18 protein-coding genes and 1 tRNA gene are annotated in these 20,644 nt (G+C 54.3%); 12 read left to right on the forward strand and 7 right to left on the reverse strand.

Annotated features, from left to right (window positions below; genetic code table 11):
* Positions 1-18: 18 nt before the first annotated feature.
* Both OHL22_RS00745 and OHL22_RS00750 read left to right on the forward strand, forming a co-directional pair.
* A complete protein-coding gene (locus OHL22_RS00745; protein WP_263332196.1) occupies positions 19-1,371 on the forward strand; it encodes a hypothetical protein in 1,353 nt (450 codons plus the stop codon).
* Between the two features lie 121 nt (positions 1,372-1,492).
* Entirely contained in the window at positions 1,493-2,353 is an 861-nt protein-coding gene (locus OHL22_RS00750; protein WP_263332198.1) for a hypothetical protein, read from the forward strand.
* A gap of 69 nt (positions 2,354-2,422) precedes the next feature.
* Here the strand turns inward: OHL22_RS00750 and OHL22_RS00755 are convergent, their stop codons facing one another.
* Positions 2,423-3,388, reverse strand: a complete 966-nt coding sequence (locus OHL22_RS00755; protein ID WP_263332201.1) for a site-2 protease family protein — start codon at positions 3,386-3,388, stop codon at positions 2,423-2,425.
* Between the two features lie 165 nt (positions 3,389-3,553).
* Positions 3,554-3,841: an HU family DNA-binding protein gene (locus tag OHL22_RS00760; protein ID WP_263332203.1), complete on the reverse strand. Its 288-nt coding sequence runs from the start codon at positions 3,839-3,841 to the stop codon at positions 3,554-3,556.
* A 290-nt stretch (positions 3,842-4,131) separates the two neighbouring features.
* Between OHL22_RS00760 and dcd the strand changes: the two genes are divergently transcribed.
* The 5 genes from dcd (at position 4,132) to OHL22_RS00785 (ending at position 9,612) form a co-directional block, all read left to right on the forward strand.
* A complete protein-coding gene (gene dcd / locus OHL22_RS00765; protein WP_263332205.1) occupies positions 4,132-4,686 on the forward strand; it encodes a dCTP deaminase in 555 nt (184 codons plus the stop codon).
* Between the two features lie 474 nt (positions 4,687-5,160).
* On the forward strand, positions 5,161-5,862 hold the full coding sequence (locus OHL22_RS00770; protein ID WP_263332207.1) for a response regulator transcription factor: 702 nt from the start codon (positions 5,161-5,163) through the stop codon (positions 5,860-5,862).
* 875 nt (positions 5,863-6,737) lie between these two features.
* Positions 6,738-7,442 carry a lipid-binding SYLF domain-containing protein gene (locus OHL22_RS00775; protein ID WP_263332208.1) on the forward strand — a complete coding sequence of 235 codons (705 nt, stop codon included), beginning with the start codon at positions 6,738-6,740 and terminating at the stop codon, positions 7,440-7,442.
* A gap of 72 nt (positions 7,443-7,514) precedes the next feature.
* Positions 7,515-8,177, forward strand: coding sequence for a DedA family protein (locus tag OHL22_RS00780; RefSeq protein ID WP_263332209.1), 663 nt, complete (start codon positions 7,515-7,517; stop codon positions 8,175-8,177).
* A gap of 97 nt (positions 8,178-8,274) precedes the next feature.
* Entirely contained in the window at positions 8,275-9,612 is a 1,338-nt protein-coding gene (locus OHL22_RS00785; protein WP_263332210.1) for an inositol-3-phosphate synthase, read from the forward strand.
* A gap of 85 nt (positions 9,613-9,697) precedes the next feature.
* On the opposite strand, the gene OHL22_RS00790 is transcribed toward OHL22_RS00785, so the two are convergent.
* Entirely contained in the window at positions 9,698-11,707 is a 2,010-nt protein-coding gene (locus OHL22_RS00790; RefSeq protein ID WP_263332212.1) for an alpha,alpha-trehalase, read from the reverse strand.
* Between the two features lie 199 nt (positions 11,708-11,906).
* Between OHL22_RS00790 and OHL22_RS00795 the strand changes: the two genes are divergently transcribed.
* Entirely contained in the window at positions 11,907-12,413 is a 507-nt protein-coding gene (locus OHL22_RS00795; protein ID WP_263332214.1) for a hypothetical protein, read from the forward strand.
* Between the two features lie 303 nt (positions 12,414-12,716).
* The gene (locus OHL22_RS00800; protein ID WP_263332216.1) at positions 12,717-12,923 is read left to right on the forward strand and encodes a hypothetical protein; all 207 of its coding nucleotides are present in this window, start codon (positions 12,717-12,719) and stop codon (positions 12,921-12,923) included.
* Positions 12,924-13,286: 363 nt separating this feature from the next.
* Here the strand turns inward: OHL22_RS00800 and OHL22_RS00805 are convergent.
* A tRNA-Ser gene (locus OHL22_RS00805) sits at positions 13,287-13,378 on the reverse strand.
* 515 nt (positions 13,379-13,893) lie between these two features.
* On the opposite strand from OHL22_RS00805, the gene OHL22_RS00810 reads away from it, so the two are divergent.
* Both OHL22_RS00810 and OHL22_RS00815 read left to right on the forward strand, forming a co-directional pair.
* Positions 13,894-14,979: a hypothetical protein gene (locus OHL22_RS00810; protein ID WP_263332217.1), complete on the forward strand. Its 1,086-nt coding sequence runs from the start codon at positions 13,894-13,896 to the stop codon at positions 14,977-14,979.
* Positions 14,980-15,022: 43 nt separating this feature from the next.
* Positions 15,023-15,469 carry a DUF6526 family protein gene (locus tag OHL22_RS00815; protein WP_263332219.1) on the forward strand — a complete coding sequence of 149 codons (447 nt, stop codon included), beginning with the start codon at positions 15,023-15,025 and terminating at the stop codon, positions 15,467-15,469.
* 8 nt (positions 15,470-15,477) lie between these two features.
* On the opposite strand, the gene OHL22_RS00820 is transcribed toward OHL22_RS00815, so the two are convergent.
* The gene (locus tag OHL22_RS00820) at positions 15,478-17,073 is read right to left on the reverse strand and encodes an ABC-F family ATP-binding cassette domain-containing protein (protein WP_263332221.1); all 1,596 of its coding nucleotides are present in this window, start codon (positions 17,071-17,073) and stop codon (positions 15,478-15,480) included.
* Between the two features lie 423 nt (positions 17,074-17,496).
* Between OHL22_RS00820 and OHL22_RS00825 the strand changes: the two genes are divergently transcribed.
* A complete protein-coding gene (locus tag OHL22_RS00825) occupies positions 17,497-18,891 on the forward strand; it encodes an MATE family efflux transporter (RefSeq protein WP_263332223.1) in 1,395 nt (464 codons plus the stop codon).
* 2 nt (positions 18,892-18,893) lie between these two features.
* On the opposite strand, the gene OHL22_RS00830 is transcribed toward OHL22_RS00825, so the two are convergent.
* Positions 18,894-19,442, reverse strand: coding sequence for a DUF1572 domain-containing protein (locus tag OHL22_RS00830; protein ID WP_263332225.1), 549 nt, complete (start codon positions 19,440-19,442; stop codon positions 18,894-18,896).
* Between the two features lie 111 nt (positions 19,443-19,553).
* Positions 19,554-20,372, reverse strand: coding sequence for a hypothetical protein (locus OHL22_RS00835; RefSeq protein ID WP_263332227.1), 819 nt, complete (start codon positions 20,370-20,372; stop codon positions 19,554-19,556).
* Positions 20,373-20,644 lie beyond the last annotated feature (272 nt).

Here is a 20,644-nt window from a genome sequence, read left to right on the forward strand (position 1 = left end):
ATCTCCCAGGAGCACTGAATGAAGAAGGTTTTTCTCGCATCCCTGTTCGCGACCGCGACGACTTCCGCACTGCTGAGTGCAGGGGTCATGACGGTCGCGGCGCCTACTGCCTTTGCCCAGGCAGCCCAAGGTTCCTCTGACCAGATCACAATTAAAGATCCTGCGGAGTTCAACGCATATCAGAACGCCATCACGCAGACCAGTCCTGCGGCCAAGGCTTCGGCATGTGAGTCGTTTCTGCAGCAGTATCCACAAAGCATAGTGAAAAAGACGGTTCTGGAGCAGCTCGTTCAGGCCGACGCTCAGATTCCCAACAATACCGACAAGACGATTGACGCTGCACAGCGTCTGTTGCAACTTGAGCCCAACAATCTCGAATCCATCTATTTGATTGCTCTGCTCAAGAAGCAGCAGGCTGCGGCCAATCCAGGCCAGGCTGCGCAGTTGCTCGATGATGCTGCGGCGATGGCAAGCAAAGGCCTTGCCGCAACCAAGCCTGCCGATGTGCAGCAGGACGGGTGGGACAAACAAACCGCCGCGACATTCCCTGTGTTCTACTCCATCCTCTCGAACGACCAGCTCTACTCGAAGAAGGATCTCAAGGCAGCCGTCGATGCTTTCCGCACAGAGCTGGAGTGGATGGCCAAGAATAACCCGGATCTGACCAAGGTCCCGCCGGGGTTGAACGATACGCTGCTGCTGGGCCAGACCTACACCCAGCTCACGCCTCCCGACATGATCAACGGCGTCTGGTTCCTGACCCGCGCCGAGAACTTCGCGCCAGCCAACTTTAAGCCGCAGATCGACAAGCAGGCCCGCTACTGGTACAAGCGCTACCACGGCAAGGAAGACAGCTTTGAGGCCGTGCTCGCCGCTTCAGCCAACTCGGTCTTCCCGCCGGACGGGTTCACGATTGCCCCGGCTCCCACGCCTAAAGACATTGCCGATGGCGTCGTGGCCAGCACACCCGATCTGACGACTCTTGCCCTGCAGGATAAGGAATACATCCTCGCCAACGCTTCCAAGGACAACGCGGATAAGCTCTGGGCGACGCTGAAGGATCAGGTTGCGCAGATTCCGGGCACCATAATGTCGGTGAGCGATGACGGCACGCAGGTCAAGATCGCTGTAACCGATGATGCGAAGGCCGACAAGAAGCCTGACTTCACCATCAACCTGAAAAAGCCTCTGACGGCTGCGGAGAAAACAAAGCTGGCTGTGGGAACCGATGAGACGAATCTGATCGGCACCTTTGATTCCTATACGCAGAATCCGGAAGAAATCATCATGCGCGACGGTGAATTGCAGGGCGAAAAGAAGACACCGGCGCATAAGCCCTCCGCGGCACACCACCGTTCTTCTTCCAACTAAAACTGTTGCATCAGGAGAGTACGAGAAACAGCGCATCCCTTGTGGATGCGCTGTTTTGTTTGCTCAGGCTGTATGCCTTTAACCATGGCGTGCGGATTACGGATGGTAAGCTGATGTCAAGATGAGAATTCCCCCATTCCGATCGCGTTTCCTCGTGATTGCGTCGATTCTCGTTACCTCTGGGCTGATCGTGCGTGGGCAAAGCCCTTCCAGCACATCGTCTCAATCCCCGCTGGGCATCACAGTCAAGCAACTGGACAACAAACCGGTAGCGACAATTTTCCCAGCAGACGACAAATCGACCGCCAGGACGCAACTTGAGTTTCTGACGCCTGACCAGATGACAGCCGCGGATCGCCAGTTGGCAGAACAAAGTCAGGGTGAAATTGCGCGCCGCGCTGCATTCCAGGGCTTCAACCTGGCGGAAGGCAGCGGCTGGGGCTACGAGCAGGCAGTCTGTCCCGTGTTCCCGAACCACCTCATCCTTGACTACAGCCGAATCGACGGTCGCGGAGACGTCACGTTATTCTCCGTTGCGATTCCTCGCGGAGAAGGGCACATCCGCGTAATTCCAGTGTGGCGTCGAAGTTACTCCCTCTGGACACCATCCTCCTCCAATGCCATCACGCTGAACGACTTCAATCACATGGTCTTGGAAGGCGGCTCGGGACTCTCTCCGGACTGGCTGACGCTGGGGCTCTGCTACGCTGCGCTGGCTGGCGGACATGTGCGTGCCGCGCTCGTTTCAGAAGTTCCGGATCAATTCCCGCTGTATCCACCCGCACAACTGAATCTCGCAAAAGACGGCACGGCAAGGGTTGAGTTCACCGATGTAACGCCTGGCGTTCGCGCAATGGAATGGAAGCTGGACTTTACCCGCACGGGGCGCTTGCAGAAAGTGAAGCACGATCATGTGGACGGAATTGTGGCGCGGCCTGTAGCAGGCGCGCCTGTTGATTTGTCGAAAGCCGCTGCAAATTAGCCTCAGAAAAAAATTAAGTACACATTAAGCAAAGCGCGTGACGGCACCGAATCGGCCATCACTCTTCCATTACTGAGACAGGAAGAGATCCCGGATCGCGTTGCCGGGAAACGGCGTTGAAGTAATCGTGAGCGCAAAGATCACCATTGCAAATACTGCAAGCATCTTCCGTCCGGCTCCCGGTGGAGCGTCGCCAAGAACGCGTGGATGGCGCATGGCCGGGATCAGAAGAATGATCCCCCAGACAGCCCATCCAACCCAGCAGTACCAAGCCGCAACAAGCAGCACAACCGGCAATACCCGGCTCACAATGCGGTGCAGGTGCGGCGAGATGGCGTACAAAATGTGCCCTCCGTCTAGCTGGCCGCAAGGGATGAGATTGAGCGAAGTAATGAACAAACCAATCCATGCCGCAAGAAGAATCGGGTGACAGACCGCAGGATCGACCGAAACATTCGCGTGTACCCGATGGGCCAAAAAAAGATGCTCCATCATGGACCGCAATAGCTCCAGGGAAGATGGCGGGCTGAAGTTGACGATCTCCATCGATGAGTGAACGTAAGAAGTGACGTGGCCAAGCGAGAGACTCATTCCTATCATGGCCGCTGCAATCGAAACCACGTATCCGGCAATTGGCCCCCAGACACCGATATCGATAAGCACGCGGCGATCTGGAATCCGTCCACGGAGACGGATGATAGCCCCCAGCGTGCCGCTTAACGTAGGCGCCGGCAGAACCCACGGCAGGGTGCAATCGACGGAATGCAAACGGCAGGCGATGTAATGGCCAAATTCGTGAGTAAGCAGAATAGAGAGCAGCGCTACTGAAAAAGGCCACCCCAGCAGGAATCGAGCAGGGCTCTGCAACAGCCATGGCCATGGCCACAAATCGGATTCATGCGCAACGAGCGGCAGGCCATCGTGATAGTTCTGCATGAACCGGGCGCCAATCCCCGTTGTCGTGATGATGCTCAGCAAAAGCAGCACGGTGGGAATCCCAAAGGTGCGCCATCGGGGTGCTCGTATTTCAGGCATGAAGAATCTGGAGGGGTGATTCAATACAGACAATCTGGCTGCGGTCAGCGATGTGCCAGTTTGGCTCGGTTCGGGCGGCCGAAACGACGTCGTGAATCGTTTCGCCGCCGCAGAGATTAACAAACACTACAGCACGTGGGTGGAAGAACCTCACTAGGAAGTGCTCTAGGAATGCGGTGTGTCGGTATGCAACGCGTGCAGTTCCTTGCCCGGCTTAAAACGAACGGCCTTGCCCGGCGCAATGCTCACTTCAGTACCGGTGCGCGGATTGCGGCCAATGCCGGTCTTTCGTGGCCTGACGCTGAAGACGCCAAAACCGCGCAACTCGATTCGATCACCTGCAGCCAGCGCTTGTTTCAGCCCTTCGAATACCGTGTCCACTGCCGCTTCTGCCTTTGCGCGCGGCAAACCGGTCCGCTCGATGACATGATGCACGATATCCTGCTTGATCAAAGTCGTCGCCTTTCGATCGGAAGATTGAGGCCTCGATGGAAGCAGCCACTGGCGAGATGCTATTGGGAGCCAGGGCCGTTGTCAATCCGGGCCTACTCCAATACCATAAACAATTTGAAGCACTTCGGTCCCATTCTTCTGGAAAATGCGGCATATTTGCTGGCTACAGTTCCGGTCGCCATAGGGTAAGGTGTGGAGAGATGCAATCCGGTCGGCAGTCAGAGCCCACCGGTGGTGCACAACATATCGAGGCTGATGCAAAACAGCCTGACGAGAGGAAACAGCAAAGCATGTCGATAATGAGTGATCGTTGGATTCGGGAACAGGCTCTGACACATGGAATGATTGAGCCTTTTAGCGAGAAACAGGTCCGTGAGGGCGTCATCTCTTACGGATTATCCTCCTATGGATATGATTTGCGCGTCTCGGACGAGTTCAAGATCTTTACCAATGTCAACAATGCCATCATCGATCCGAAGAGCTTCGATGAGCGTTCGTTCGTGAGTGTGCAGGCCGAGTCGGTCATCGTGCCCCCAAATTCCTTTGCCCTCGCCCGGTCGGTGGAGTACTTCCGGATCCCGCGGGATGTGATCAGCGTCTGCGTGGGTAAATCCACCTATGCGCGCTGCGGAATCATCGTGAATGTAACCCCCTTCGAGCCGGAATGGGAAGGCTACGTAACGTTGGAGATTTCCAATACGACTCCATTGCCCGCAAAGGTCTATGCCAACGAGGGGCTGTGCCAGATTCTTTTCTTCCGCGGCGATGAGCCCTGCGAGGTCAGTTACGCGGACCGCAAGGGCAAATACCAGAAACAACATGGAATTGTGCTTCCGCGCCTTTGAGCGTCAATTTCCCGTTAACACAGACCGGTCAGATGTCGATTCCAAATATGTGGGATTGGCATCTGACCGAAGATCGGGTCTGCTGTGAGCATCGATAAACAATCTTCGCAGATGGTTCCTTCGTGCTTTGGCGGGCATGGATTACAGGTATGTAGTTTGATTCGTGTTCTTCCCGAAAAGAGGCGAATTAACTTCGATTTGACGTGTCGAAGTATAACGTCGATATTATTTGTTAAATACATCATTTGATATTTAGCCGGAATCGGGTTGTGAAAGAACACGGGGCTATCTGAATTTTCCTGTTCCCACCATCTCCATTCGATTGGACAAATATCTCAACATAGGAAATGTGTGTCTTATGTGTTTCGTGCCAGGGGGCTAACGCATTTTCCGAATTGCAGTAGACCGGGTAATTCGGAAGATGCCTTGATGACGAAGCGCAGGACAACAAATGGCTGACCTCGGGGGCTGGTCATGCATTGGAAGTTAAGGGAAGTTACTGCGCGCATTGGAGTGGTGTCGAGGGAGCCAATACGGCTAGCGGGACTGGAAACAGTTTTCGAGAAGATTCCGTCGATCGAATTGGTGAACGCTACGCTCCATGAACTGCTCGCGGATAGCAGTCTGGGCTATATCATTCTCGACCTGAGTGATCATGATGGATGGATCGATATGCAGCAAATGGTTCGCAGCATGCGTCCGGATATCCGGCAGATCGTTCTTGGGCCCGGTGTAGGCGATGAGATGATTCTGCGATCCATCATGGCTGGTGCGCGAGCTTTTTTGCACTCCAGTTCAGGTGCCTTCGCAGTGCGGCGCGCCGTGGAGTCGGTGATCCAGGGCACGATCTGGGCTCCCCGCCGTGTTCTCTCGCTTCTGGCTGATAAATATCTGAACCAGCAGCAATTAGCCACATCCCCGGCAACTCCGCTCAGCCCGAGAGAAAAGCAAGTGCTGGATCTCATCATGACGGCTCGCTCTAACCGAGAAATTGCAGATGAACTGGGGATCGAGGAGCGCACCGTCAAGGCTTATGTAGCAAGCCTGTTGCGCAAGACAGGAGCCGAGAACCGGGTCTCGCTTTCGATACAGAAAATGCAGGAATCGATGCGAAGTCAACGCGCAGTTTCCGGCTGGAACTCTGCGATATCGAACGCGCCCTGGGAGACTCCGTGATCGCAGGTCCACGATCGACGGAAGTTTCTTATGGTAATTAGCATCAATTAATAAGTTTTGACCCACTCATCGTTCTTACACTCTCAACTTTAGGTTCAAGAAGAGGGAACCTGCGAATTACCCTCGCGCCCTCTGGGCCTATTGTGCCTGTGTTTAGGTTCACGTAGAAACTTAAGGATCATCGCCCAGCATATATCCCATCCATTCTGCGTTTCCATGGAACGAGTAGGAGACCGCGGAAGCCCGACCGAAGCGTCAAGCCTCGTTCAAACTTCATTGTCCAAGTATCTTCTAAGGTTCTTTTGGAGTACGCACTTAGATTTCATGCTTTAGAACACATGATTTATATGTCATGTAATCATTCATAAAATAGCTCTAATTACCGATATGAGTTACTTCAAGACATTGCACGTTGGTTATGTTGTTGCATTCTCGGACACTGGTGACAATGTTTACAGTAACAACGCAGATCTGGGGAAAGGACTTCTGCTGAGTGCTGACTCGTCAGCATTCTGTTGAAGTCCTCTTTTTTGCTCAAAGCTGAGTGCACAGACCAGGCTGGTGCGTCCTGGCTCATCGCGCGGACCGGCCATGTCTGCGGCATCAGCTGTGTATAGATTTGGTCCATTGCTTTCTCCCACAGCGACTTTCCGGTAAGGAATGCGTCAGCGATGTAGGCTGGCGTGGGTTGACGCCCTTGGTGCGCAGTCACGCCGGATTGCCCGGGAATTCAACGGAATTCGTCCCCGGCGTTTGTAAAGTCAAATAGGGTTGCAAATTGAGTACCTGAGCCCGGTTTTGAGAATGGACTCAGGATGAAAGCAAAGTATTTGCAAAACGGGCCCCAAGAGGCCCCGGATATAAGGAGAAAGATGATGAAGAAATGGATTTCCGCAGCTCTGCTATTCTGCATGGGGATTTGGGCTTGCGCGCCCGCTGCCAACGCGGCCTCGAGCCGGGAAGATCTTCAGGATCGGATTGATGCCGCCAAAGTTGTGCTGGACGAGATTTTGAAGACGCCTGACAACGGTATCCCGATGAATATTTTGAAGATGGCGACTTGTGTGGCCGTAATTCCAAGCCTGAAAAAGGGAGCTTTCCTCATCGGAGCAGAATACGGGCAGGGTGTGGTCACCTGCCGAACCGGACATGGCTGGAGTGGGCCAGTATTCATTCGTCTCGCGGGCGGTTCCTTTGGCTTCCAGGCTGGCGGACAGGCGACAGATCTGGTGCTGGTTGCAGTGAACGACCACGGATTTCAGGATCTGCTCAAGAGCAAATTTAAGCTCGGCGGAGATGTGGCAGCGACGGCCGGACCGGTCGGACGAAACTCACAGGCAGCCACCGATTGGAAGCTCAATGCCGAATTGCTGACCTATTCGCGCAGCAAGGGATTGTTTGCAGGAATTGACCTGAACGGCGCTACCGTCAGCCAGAATGTCGCTGATACCGGCGTGTACTACGGCCAGAGCTACGGATTCCGCACCATTCTTCGCGGGGACGTGGCCGTGCCGCAAGGCGCTCAGAATTTTGTCCGCACCATAGCCCATGCCTTCGTGGACGCAAAGACGAATTATTAGCCTCTATCGCATTCCTGGCGAGGATCGGATCGGCCATTCGCAACAGGGTACCGAACGGTATACTGAAGGCCTGTGACCGAACACATCCTCGCCAGCATTGTGCAGTTCGTCATCTGGACGATCTCATCCACCGGGTACGCGGGTGTCGCTCTTCTGATGGGGATCGAATCCGCTTGTATTCCACTGCCATCGGAAGTCATCATGCCGTTTGCCGGATACCTGGTTTCGACCGGAAGATTTGGCGGTGGCGATGCCATCATGGGATTGGTCTGGGTAGCGACTGCCGGCGCCATTGGCTGCAACCTCGGCTCCGTGATCGCCTATTGGATCGGCGCGTGGGGTGGCCGTCCGCTGGTTCTCCGCTATGGCAAATACGTCCTGATGAGTCCGCATGATCTGGACCGGATGCATGCCTACTTCGAGAAATACGGCTCGATCACGGTATTGATTGGCAGATTGCTGCCAGTAGTGCGGACGTTCATTGCCTTTCCCGCTGGAATCGCCAGGATGCCGCAGTTACGCTTTCACATTTATACTTTCGTCGGTTCGTGGCCATGGTGCTTTGCGTTGGCTTATGTTGGAAAGCAGCTAGGCGACCGATGGAATACTGATCCCCGCTTTCACGAGTGGTTTCACCGTTTCCATCTGTTTGTGGAACTGGCGCTCGTTGCGGGGATTGTCTGGTTTGTCTGGACGCACTGGAAAAAGCGCGGACAAGCTCTTAACGAAGCTTAGACTCGACGCATAGACGGCCTGCCACAGCGCGGGCTGTTTTTGCGTGTGCCAGATCAGGGCACTGCAGTCTGAAGAAGTAGTAGAAGGGAAGGTAGACATGGCAGTAGAAGCACAAGGCGGCCAGAAGACCGCCGGCATCAAGCCAGCAACGGGCAAGCTGGGAATTATGGTTGTTGGCATGGGCGCCGTTGCGACCACGCTCATCGCTGGAGTAGAGGCAGTTCGGCGCGGTCTGGCAAAGCCCATCGGATCACTGACCCAGATGGGCACAATCCGGCTTGGAAAGCGCACCGACGGCAATTCGCCGTTGATTAAGGATTTCGTGCCCCTTGCCAGCCTCGACGACATCGTCTTCACAGGCTGGGATATCTTCGACGACAACGTCTACGAAGCAGCGGCTCACGCCAAGGTACTGGACCACGACCATCTCCAGCAGATTCGCCCCTTTCTTGAGGCCATCCAGCCCATGCCAGCCGTCTTCGATCAGCATTATGTCAAGCGCCTCAATGGTACGCGCGTCAAGAAGGGCAAGCACAAGTGCGATCTCGCCCAGCAGGTCATAGCTGACATCCAGAATTTCCAAAAGACCGTCGATCGCGTCGTCGTCCTCTGGGCTGGCTCGACTGAAATCTACCTGGAGCCGACCGAAGTTCACCAGTCGATTGCCGCCTTCGAAAAGGGAATGGTCGATAACGATCCCTCCATCGCGCCCTCGCAGATCTACGCCTATGCCGCTCTCAAGTGCGGAGTGCCATTCGCCAACGGCGCACCCAATCTTACCGTCGATCTGCCCTGCATGGTTGAGCTCTCCCGACAGAACTCAGCTCCCATCACCGGCAAAGACTTCAAGACCGGCCAGACCTTCATGAAAACCGTCCTTGCTCCGGCCTTCAAGGCAAGAATGCTCGGCGTCTCCGGCTGGTACTCAACCAATATTCTCGGCAATCGCGACGGCGAAGTGCTCGATGACCCTGAGAGCTTCAAAACCAAGGAAGAGTCCAAGCTCGGCGTGCTCGACTACATCCTGCAGCCCGAGCTTTATCCCGACCTTTACAAGGACATCTATCATAAGGTCCGCATCAACTACTACCCACCCCGCGGCGACAACAAAGAAGGCTGGGATAACATCGATATCTTCGGCTGGCTAGGCTATCCCATGCAGATCAAGGTCGACTTCCTCTGCCGCGACTCTATCCTCGCCGCTCCCATCGCGCTCGACCTTGTCCTGTTCCTTGATCTCGCCAAGCGAACTCCGCAGCTCGCCAACATCGGCATCCAGGAGTGGCTCAGCTTCTATTGGAAGAGCCCGCAAACCGCTCCCGGTCTCTATCCCGAGCATGATCTCTTTATTCAGCTCATGAAGCTCAAGAACACCCTGCGCCACATCATGGGTGAAGACCTGATAACGCACCTCGGCCTCGAATACTACGACTAGCCGAACCGGCACAAAACTAGCGCAATTCGCAGAGGCCCTCAACTATACAGAGGGCCTCTGTGACATGCGACGTTCCAGGCCGTGCTCACTTACCCGTCGTTTGCTCCAGGTACTCAACAAACCCCAGCAGCGCGCCCCAGTGATAAAACCGGTCGCTGCTCCCAACATCATCCCCCGTCCCAAGTACGGCGTTGTAGTTCTCGTGAACGTGCCCCTTCTCAGTCCACTCCTTCAGAAATAGCGCATACGACTTCTCAGCAAACTCCCGTCGCACCTTAGGCACGTCGTAGTTCTCCAGTCCCAGATACACCAGATAATTCATCGGCCCCCAAATCCGTCCGCGCCAGTAGTTCTGATCTCTGAATGCGGCATCATTCCGCGCTATCGACGGAATCACCCACTCACCCCAGAACTCATCCGTATTCAGCAGATGCTTGTCCACCATCTTCTGTGCCTGTTGCGGCGTCGCTGCATGAGCCAGCATAGGATAGAAATTGGTCGGCGACAGTCGGCTGCTCATCTTCCCCGTATGCAGGTCCTTGTTCTCAAAAATCCCCGCATCCCCATTCCATAGCGCCTGCAACTTTGCGCGATAGTGCCCGCTCCTCTCGCGCAGCTCCCGCGCCTCGGCGTCCTTGTGCAGGGCATCCGCAATCTTCGCCAGCGCCTCGCAATCAGCAATGTACATACTCATCAGGCCCACATCGGCAAACTCAAGCAGATGCGTCCGCTCGTCGTACACCGCATCGTCATACATCGGACTGTTATCCAGCCCGGACTCCAGAATCGCTCCCGCCCGCGTCCCGCGCGAATCGTCATCGAAGTTTCCCGGCAGATTCTTACCATCGCTGCCCCAGGTCAGATACCCATCCACATCGCGATGCTGTGCCCACCACCGATTCCACTTCAGCAACTGTGGAAACGTCTGCTCTAGAAACCACAGATCGCCAAACTTGCGATACAGCCCCAGCACAGTGATCGCCCCCACCGGAGGCTCGGACCGGTCATAGCTCTTCCAGTTGCCAGCCCGCGCGTAGTTCGGCACAAAGCCCTCGCGCGTCGACTCACGCAGCGTCTCCACCGCATCGGCATAGGCCAGATCGCGGTTGCCAATCGAAGCCATCGTCGCAGCAAAAAACGTGTCCCAGTCAAAAATCACATACCCACCCCAGTTCACGCTCCATACCCGGCTCACCGGAGAAACCACGTGTCCCTTCTCCGGCTCATAAATCGTGTCCCACCCCAGCGTCGTCTCGATTGCGTCCTCTAACGGCTGTGTCGTTTTGTCGCCAGCCAGAGACTGCTCGTACTTTACCCGCGCGCCTTCCACCACAGCCTGCGCCTCAGCCACGCTAAGAGCCTTGCCCGTCGTCACCGCTACCGGCTCCGTAAAATCTGTAGCAAAGTAAGGCCCCGTAATCGGTGAAATGTTCAGAACACGTGGGGAGAGGGAACTGCCATCATCCCGCGAGCATGTGCAGTAGATAGGCACCTCGCCCGCCGCCGACCGTGCAATCATCCCGCTTCCTGCGCCATGGTTTTCCGTGAACGAAACCGTACCCTCGCGATTCCACAGATAATCAACCGAGAAAATGATCGTAGGTGCCAGCGCTGCCTTCGTCTGTGACGCCAGCGGAGTCGCCAGCAGCACCAGATCTTTGCCGTCATGCGCACTCTGTACGCGCCAAGCATGCCCCATCCACATAACGCGCAGATCGGTATAACTCCCATCCCACGCATGAGGCCCAGGCTTCACCTGTTCGGCAGAGTTGCCGAAGCGTCCAATCAAAGTATCCGCCAACAGAGCATCGCCAGACTCAGTCGAGTTGTGCTTTATGCTCACATGAATCGCCAGTCCCTGCGGCAGCAGCACATGCGTCGTAACGCTGTTCGCGTCCCACGTATTCCATCCCTGCGCCAGATGTCGCTGCACCTCTTTATATTGCGCAGAGAGCACGAAAGGCTCATACGTATCCGTAGCGCTAGGCTTAGCCGATTGAGTAAACGCATTCGCGCAGCACACAAGTACAGATAGAAAAAGCGCAACGCAACAGCGCATCGTCAGCTCTTTGGAATGGAGAATGGAGTGATTCATTTGCGTCTCATCCTTGAAAAGAGCCAGTGTATATCGGCCCGACAATGTCCCCGCGCCATTCTCGCAAAGTTGAGGATTCAATCTGCATGTCAAATGTGAGAGCGCAAGCTTGCCAATCATGTGACTATGGTTATCATCCAATCTCCTAAATTTAGATAGTTGACTTTGCAGAGGAGATATACTTTGCTCTTCGCGGTTCATGACTTTAATTCAGCTTTCAAAAGGACTAAAGAATATGAATATACGAACTGGCAACTTCAACGGCACCCTGATAACACAGGGAAATGTTTCTGGTTTAGACCTTTCACACTCAGACGGATATATAGATCAGACAGACTCCATTTACATAATGAAATCCAAGGCCCAAAAACACATGGCAACATCGAGTAACCCACTCCAGTACGCAGGACACGGTGCTCATTCTCATGTTGTTCTCGATGACGAAGAGCAATCTCGATACTTCATTACCGCAGTATTTGAAGCTTTTCGAAAGGCGGCTATCCAGTGTGTTACTCAACAAAATTCCCGTTTATGGGTATGTGTTGAATTTGACAATGTAGAGATAGTTAATTTAGTGAGTAAACGCTATCAAGGACAACAATGGGTAGGTATAGGAAATTATCAAACCATGGAAATTGGCGCTGCCGTAAGCCTGGATTTAAACGGCTACACATTTGTTTTCAATCATGGTCCTCTTGTTAGATGAATATCTGATTCACACTTTTTGCGGCTGGATTGCGCTGTGCCCCATCTTTTCTGCGTTCTTTACAGAAAGTGTGGGATAACGGCTGCTCATACCATCACAAGCCCGCTTCGTGCGACACACAACCAACGATACAGTGTGCCGTTAGTTGTTAGAGATACGGGTGTAACTATGCACTAAAAATCCTCTGGAGAGCAAGCACAACCTGAAGAGATATTGTCTGTGCAGGTAAACGCATGACTGACTTTTACAAATCTTAAGGATAAGTCTGGGATTTGGTTCTCCCATTCCCTTTAGAATTTGTGCATGAACATAGATCAGATAATTACCGCCCTTGAAGCGGAACGCGAACGCATTGATGCTGCACTAAAACTGCTAAAGGGCGAACTCCCTCAATCTGTGACCTTGACTCCGACAGGTAAAATTCGGAAGAAGCGCAATCTGACGCCTGAAGGCAGAGCACGAATTGCAGCAGCGGTGAAAAGGCGATGGGCAGCCCAGAAGAAGAAATAAAGCCTGTCTGACTAATCTCCGGCCGATTGTATTTGGACGTTTACCATTCAACAAAAGCTGGACGCCTGCGATTCGAAGACATGGCGTAATTAGAGTTCAGCCTCGGCCGCGAGCAACGACGCTCCAGCATCCCGTTTTAGATAAGGAAACATAAAGGCCGTGAGTGGTTGCTCTTCTGCTGGCATGTCTGATGAAGACACGCCATGTTGGTGCACATCTCTACCGATGATCTGTAGGCACTCTACGCAGGCAGGGAAGGCATCGCACCAAAGATGATCGAATAGTTGGATCGTGTTGTGCACACGTACGATGGCTTTTCTCTGTGTATCTATAAGCCTTTACATTTCGAAAATAGAGCGCTTATGGCGGAGAGTGAGGGATTCGAACCCCCGATACCCATAAAGGTATGGCTGATTTCGAGTCAGCTGCATTCAACCGGGCTCTGCCAACTCTCCGCATCTTAGAGGGCAGGTGATCTACACGAGTTTACCATCGCTTAGCTCCTCAGTCCAAACCGCGCAAGCGTTCGTCCTCGCTCCGATTCTGCATATCAAATCCACAGCGCATTCACGACGATAAAGACATCAAGGCAACCCCCTTCAGCGCTGTAAGAAAAAGAGCCCGGCAATTCATTGCGGCTATCCGTGCTTTGTGCAGGAAAAAGCAATCATCATGCCTTGACATGAAATAGCCACATACAACCATCCGTGTAAACATCGTCACTTCTATGAAGTAGCTATTTTCGATCCGACCACGAGTCAGAGGATCTCGGCGATTAAACAGCCGCAGCCACAACTTTTCTCGTGAAATTGGTGTCAAAACAACAAGGTATGTGCACCTGTGCGGAAGTAGTTCACAGACTCTACCTGTTTTTCGCTAATGACGATATTGATTTTATCTTCCGTCAGAGCCGGCACAGGCACAAGCCGCACCGGCTTTGTTTTATTTGCCTTTTCAACGGAGAAATCGAATGATGTTTTTTCCCCGAGGCTCCATTATCCGGTCTGTGATCTATACAGTATGCTTGGCGTTAGTTTCGGCCGCCGGATCAAAGGCATTCGGGCAAGCCGCACTCCTGATGGAGCAGCCCTACGGGGTTTTCGGCACGCTCAATCCAACTGGTCACGCCGCGCTCTATCTGGCGCGCGCGTGCGCTGATTCTCCAGTTCATCTGCGCCTCTGCACACCAGGCGAATACGGTGTTGTCATCAGCCGCTACAAAGGCCTCAACGGATACGACTGGGTTGCCATTCCGCTCATCCCATATCTCTATTCCGTCGAAAATCTTCCAGACGTACCGGATCGCGCCGATCAGGAAACCGTAAATCGCCTGCGCAATCACTACCGCGAAACCGTACTCGGTTCTTTCGGGGAAAATCTGCCTCCTGGTGGATTTTTCAACGGAGGTTGGACGGAGCTCGTCGGCACAGCCTACGACCGGCGTACCTACGCCTTTCGCTTCAATACTACGCTGGAGCAGGATGAATCCCTCATTGAGGAGTTGAATGCCCGTCCCAATAGATCGCATTTCAATATCCTCTACAACAACTGTGCCGACTTCGACCGATTCATCCTCAACCACTACTTTCCGCATCAGTTCAAGCGGTCCATCTTTCCCGACGCCGGCATCACCACGCCAAAGCACATAACCTATGTGCTCGTGAAATACGGCAAGCATCATTCTGAAGCAGGCTTGACCATCGTCGAGATACCGCAGATTCCCGGCTTCCGCCATGAAAGCCGGTCCATCCACGGCGTAGCCGAAACCCTGGTCACGAATGGATATGTCATCCCCGTCGTCATCCTGAATCCGTATATAGCAGCCGGAATTGCCGCAGACTATCTCATTCGTGGGCGATACAACCTGATTCCCAAAAATCCCCCAACAGCCGACCCCGCCAACCTCACAGCACTTGTTAATCCTCCCATTCCTTCATTGACAGGTGCTGGGTGGCAATCTGAAAATTCGTTTGGATCTGCAGAGATGAAAGTATCGCTCCAAGATGGAGCTGCTGCCGTCCCTGTGCATCTTTCAGAGACTCCCGACGAGCCCTAGCAGTCTGCCCATCGGCACAACACGCGGATCAGGTTGAGGGAACATGTCCGAGCAAAAACCACAAAGCTTTCGCAATCATTCCAGGTTCGACCCTTGGTTCCACGGCTTAGGCGGTGTTCTGCTGTTGGTGAACCTGATCACACTGATTGTTTTTCTCGTTTTGCACGTGCGAACTGAGCCTCTGCTTTCCACCTGGATGCTGAGCGCATTCGGTATCTTCAGCATCGCGCTCTTCAAATCCCGGCTCTACCCATTGAAAGCGCAAGACCGTCTTATCCGCCTCGAAGAGCGTCTGAGGCTAGACGCTCTTCTCCCGGATTCACTGCGTAAGCGTATCCCTGAGCTATCCGAAGATCAGCTCATCGGCCTGCGCTTCGCTTCTGATGAAGAACTGGCTTCTCTGGTGGAAACGACGCTCGATAAGAATCTGGATCGCAAGCAGATTAAAGAGCGCATACAGCACTGGCGTCCCGACAACTTCCGTGTCTGAGCGGAGATTTATTTCTTCTCCGCCCACTCCTCGTACGGTCCCTTGTGGTCTTCGATTTCGCCGTGCTCAAAGTTCCATAGCCGCGTTCCCACCTCTTCGATCAGATCCTGATCGTGCGTCACCAGGAACACCGTCCCCTCATACCGCTGCAGTGCAATATTCAGCGCATTGATCGATTCAAGATCGAGGTGATTGGTAGGCTCATCCAGCACCAGAATGTTCGGCTTCAGCAGCATCAGTTTGCAGAAGAGCAGCCGCGCCGATTCGCCGCCTGAGAGCGCCTTGGTCGGCTTCAGTCCTTCTTCACCGCGGAAGAGCATCTGTCCCAGCAGCCCGCGAATCTCCTCCAGCGTTACCTTCGGATCCCACTGATGCAGCCATTCATTGACCGTGAGCCCCGGCTCGATCAGACCCGTCACGTCCTGAGGAAAATACCCGATCTGCGCCTCGTGACCCCACTTTACCACGCCGCCGTCGAGCGAAAAGTCTTTCTCGGCCACATCCTTCGAGCCGGTCAGCAGGCTCTTCAGCATCGTCGTCTTGCCCACGCCGTTGCGCCCCATCAGACAAACCTTCTCGCCGCGCATCACCGCGCCACTGAAACCCTTGATGACCGTCTGATCGCCGTAAGCCTTCGCCAGCCCTTCAAACTCCAGCACGTGCTTGCCGCTCGGCCGTAGCTGATCGAACTTGATAAACGGGCGCTGAATATTCGACCGCGCCAGCTCAGCCGTCTGCAGCCGCTCTACTTCCTTCTTGCGGCTCGTTACCTGCGTCGAACGAGTACCGGCTGCAAACCGCGAGATAAACTCATTCAACTGTGCAATCTTCTTTTCGCGCTGCTCGTTTTGAGATTCCAGCCGCGAACGAATCTGAGTCTTCGCCACCACCATCTCGTCATAACCGCCGGTATAAACGATGATGGTTTGATAATCGATGTCCGCCGTATGCGTTGTCACCGCATTCAAAAAATGGCGGTCATGCGAGATCGTAATCAGCGTCCCCTGAAATCCAACTAGGAACTCGCGCAGCCAGTGAATCGATTCGAGATCGAGATGGTTCGTGGGCTCGTCCAGCAGTAGTGCGTCCGGCTTGCCAAACAGTGCCTGCGCCAGCAACACGCGCACCTTCTGTCCGCCCTGCAACTCACCCATCTTGCGTTCATGCAGTTCATCGGAAATATCCAGCCCTTGCATCAGTACCGCGGCATCGCTCTCGGCCGTGTACCCATCCTCATCGCCGATCACGCCTTCGAGCTCGCCCAGCCGCATGCCATCCTCATCGGTCAGCTCCGGCTTCTCATAAATACGATCTCGCTCCTCAAGCGCTTTCCACAGCGGGGCATTGCCCATGATCACCGTGTCGATCACCCGAAACGCATCGAACTGGAACTGATCCTGCCGCAGCACGCCCAGTTTGCGCGGCCTTACTACGGAGCCCTTTTGCGCTTCAAGCTCGCCCGTCAGCACCTTCATAAACGTCGACTTTCCGGCACCATTCGGCCCCGTAAGTCCATACCGCCGTCCCGGCGTAAACGTCACGCTCACGTCTTCAAACAGAATCTTCGAACCGTAACGCATTGACACACTGCTAACGCTGATCATCTGCTCCCAATCCTCAGCCGCGCACTCCAAGCGGCAAGCCTTGCGCCACACAACAGGGAACACCCGCCGGGCGTCTTGTTTCTAAAATTGTTGAAGTTGGTTCGGGCACGCCAGCCGGGCCGCCCAACAAGAGCTTCTACTCTCCCAGTGTCTCATATTCATCGCTGTCCATTTGTCAGAGCCACCCTCCAGCTATGTCTTCAGTGCCTACCCGCCCGCAGGCTCAGAGATTTACGAGATTTCTGAAAAGTAAATTCAATGTCAACAGTAGAATCAAGGGTTTTAGATAAAGTAAATATTCGTAAAAACAATTTAACATGAAGAAAATATTTATTTTACTCCGCCAATAATCTGTAACATACAATGAATTGGCATTAGACGACAGCCCCTCAAATCCACTGCAAGACCGGTTACATTAGAGGGATGCCCAAGGCCGTCGAGCGCATAGAGAGCCATATCTGGAGAAGGGAACTGGCCGAGCTCACAAAGCTCGCCGTTCCCGTCGTCCTGAGCGAACTCGGCTGGATGGCGCAAGGTGTCGTGGACACCATCATGGTAGGCCGCCTCGGTCCTGCGGCCATCGGTGCAGTTGCCGTGGGTAACGCCGTCTTCTACACCCCGTCGCTCTTCGGCGTCGGCCTGCAGCTCGGCCTCGACACTCTCGTTTCTCAGGCCCAGGGTCGTAAAGACTACGACGAATGCCATCGCTGGCTCGCCCAGGGCATCTATCTCGCTATCTTTATCACGCCGCCGCTCATGATCCTCGCAGCTTTGGCGAGCTTCGCCTTCGTCCGCGTCGGCATCACTCCCTCAGTAGCCATCCCCGGAGCAGCCTATCTCCGCGTTCTGGTATGGAGCCTCTTTCCGCTGCTGGTTTATTCCGCTGCCCGCCGATACCTGCAGGGCGTCGGCGAGGTACGCGTCATCACGCTCGTCTATGTCGCCGCCAACCTGCTCAACTGGGGAGGGAACTGGGTCCTCATCTACGGTCATTGGGGCTTTCCAGCCATGGGTGTCCGAGGCTCGGCTCTCTCCACCGTCATCGCTCGCATTTCCATGGGCGTATTCCTCATGCTCTTCGCCTGGCGCTATGAGCGTAAGCGCGGCCATCCGCTTTTCAAGCATTGGGCAAGACCACAAATTGATCGAATTAAACAGCTTTGCCGCTTAGGTTTACCAGCTGCAGGGCAGATTCTTCTTGAAGTAGGAGCGTGGAATACAGCCACTCTCTCTGCCGGTTGGCTTTCACCCGTTGCCGTAGCCACCCATCAGATCGCTATCAACTACGCAAGCATCACCTACATGGTCCCGCTCGGTATTTCTGCGGCAGCGGCGGTAAGCGTCGGCCATGCCATCGGTGCTGGAGACGAAGCCAAAGCTCGCCGCGCTGGCTGGTTTTGCCTTGGCCTCGGAACCGCATTCATGTTGTTAGCTGCGGTTGTCTTTGTTGTTGCGCCGAAACCGCTCATCGAGCTTTTCACCAACGACCCTCGAGTTCTCGCCGTCGGCCCCAGCCTGCTTTGGATCGCCGCCGCCTTCCAGATCTTCGATGGCATCCAGACCGTGTGCACCGGAGCCCTCCGGGGCCTGGGTGAAACCCGCACCCCCATGATCGCCAATTTCATCGGTTACTGGATCCTTGGCCTGCCGCTCGGACTAATCCTCTGCTTTGTTCTCAAGTGGGGTATCTACGGCACCTGGATCGGGCTCACCCTCGCGCTGATCATAATCTCACTGCTTCTCTTGCGCCGCTGGCGCCATTCATCATCTCGCTTGAATCTGGCCTCGGCCAGCTCGGAAGCCCTGGAAACACTCTGAACTCAGCGCTGGCTGATCTTTCCAGCCACTACCTGCGCATTGAACTCCTGAGACCGCCCGCGCGGAACTGAAAGATAATTCCATTTTTCGCGCGCTAAATGCTTGGCTATAAAAACGATCTGTCCGCAGTGATACGGATAGTGCGCCAATTGTCGATTCACCGCTTGCATCACCGAATGCGCCTCGCTTCGGATCATGACAGTACGGGCTAAATCGGCCTCCGTCAGCCCATTAAGCGCTTCAAACAGCGTCCCCCATCCCCGCTCCCATAGAGCCATCAACCCCTCCCGGTTAGCTGGAGGCACTTCGAATTCCGAGTCCCGGTCGCGCCACGGCTTCTCACCATCGGTTGTCAGGAAATCCGTCCACCGCGACAGCATGTTCCCAGCCATGTGCTTTACGATGATCGCGATTGAATTTGATTCCTCGTCAAGCGCAACCGCAAGTTGCTCCTCCGATACCTGTGTCATCGCAGCTTCCGCAAGCTTCTTGTAGCGCTGAAAAACGCCGATCGCGTCCTCAAGAAACGAGGTCGTAAATTTCAATGTCATGCTCCCCACCTCCCCATGCAGCGGCATAGCGCTTAGATCGAACAGACGCCGCAATGAACCTCAAATGGTAGCGAATCCTGGGAAGGGAAGCAGCATAATGCGGGAATTCAGCTAGCTCGCGGCATGCATCAGATCGTCTTCAGCCTGGTGCAGAGATACGTCGGCGGACAACTCTTTGAACTTCGTCTTCACGTCGTCTTCGTTCTCAGAAATGCTCTTGAAAAGCAGGGCCCGCCCTTGAATATGAACATGCGTCTCGGTAATCTGCCATTCGTTCCCGCCGGTTTTGCGCCGCTCAACATCAAACGTCCCTCCGGCCTTCAGGCCGCCCAGGAGTCCGCCAAGAAACTTCACATCACGAATCATCTTGCCTTTCAGGCTCACGATGCGGTGTTCAGCCATATCCACCACCATGTCGCCCTCCATCGCTGCAAAAACTCGCGATTCCCAGTCCGGAGGATGGAACTGGGGATTCGGTTTGAAATGCAGCGTAATATTCCCATCCGCCTCGTCAGTCTTGGTCCAGACAAAAGCTTGCGGCAGCAACTTCAGCAACTCCGTAGCCTGTGCGTCATCATGCTGCTCATTCTTGCGCTGCTTGGCGACCTGATCTGGGTCTTGCGAAAAGCTGTCCATTGACTTGCGCTGCTGGGTCTCGGGCACCTTCTGGCCGTTCTGTTCGACAACCCGCTTGAGATTTCCGTGAGCCGTCTCGGCCACCCATTGAGAAACCGCCTTGTCGGGCTTTTTATCCACTTCAAAGTAAAGCCAGTGTGTGTGATCGTTCCGGTCCGCGGTCAACTCGGTGGCAACAGCCTGTTGTACGATCGTGTGCGAATTTCCTTCATCCCCCATCGCCTGCCCCGTACGGGGCACACCTGACAAGCAGAGGATGCCCAACACGCAGTGGAGATAAGGTCGACCAGGCATCAAATTTTTAACCACCTCTGTAGCTTTTGAACAACCCCGCTATTCGTGAGATGCAGGTGCCAGATAACAGTGAAATGATTCGTGTTCTGATTTAGACAGCCTGATATCACAGAACTTAATGGATCGAGACAATAGCCAATTGAGAGCCTGTTCTTCTGTTTTAACGTGTTCGAAACAACGGCACGGGCGGCTGTCAAGAACTCCTCAGCGAGAGTACTTTGGGCTCCTTGTGCTTTGAAGCTCCGCACGATAAAGTCGAAGATGTAGTTCTT

This window comes from Acidicapsa dinghuensis, from assembly GCF_025685685.1.
GTDB classification, from domain to species: Bacteria; Acidobacteriota; Terriglobia; order Terriglobales; family Acidobacteriaceae; genus Acidicapsa; species Acidicapsa dinghuensis.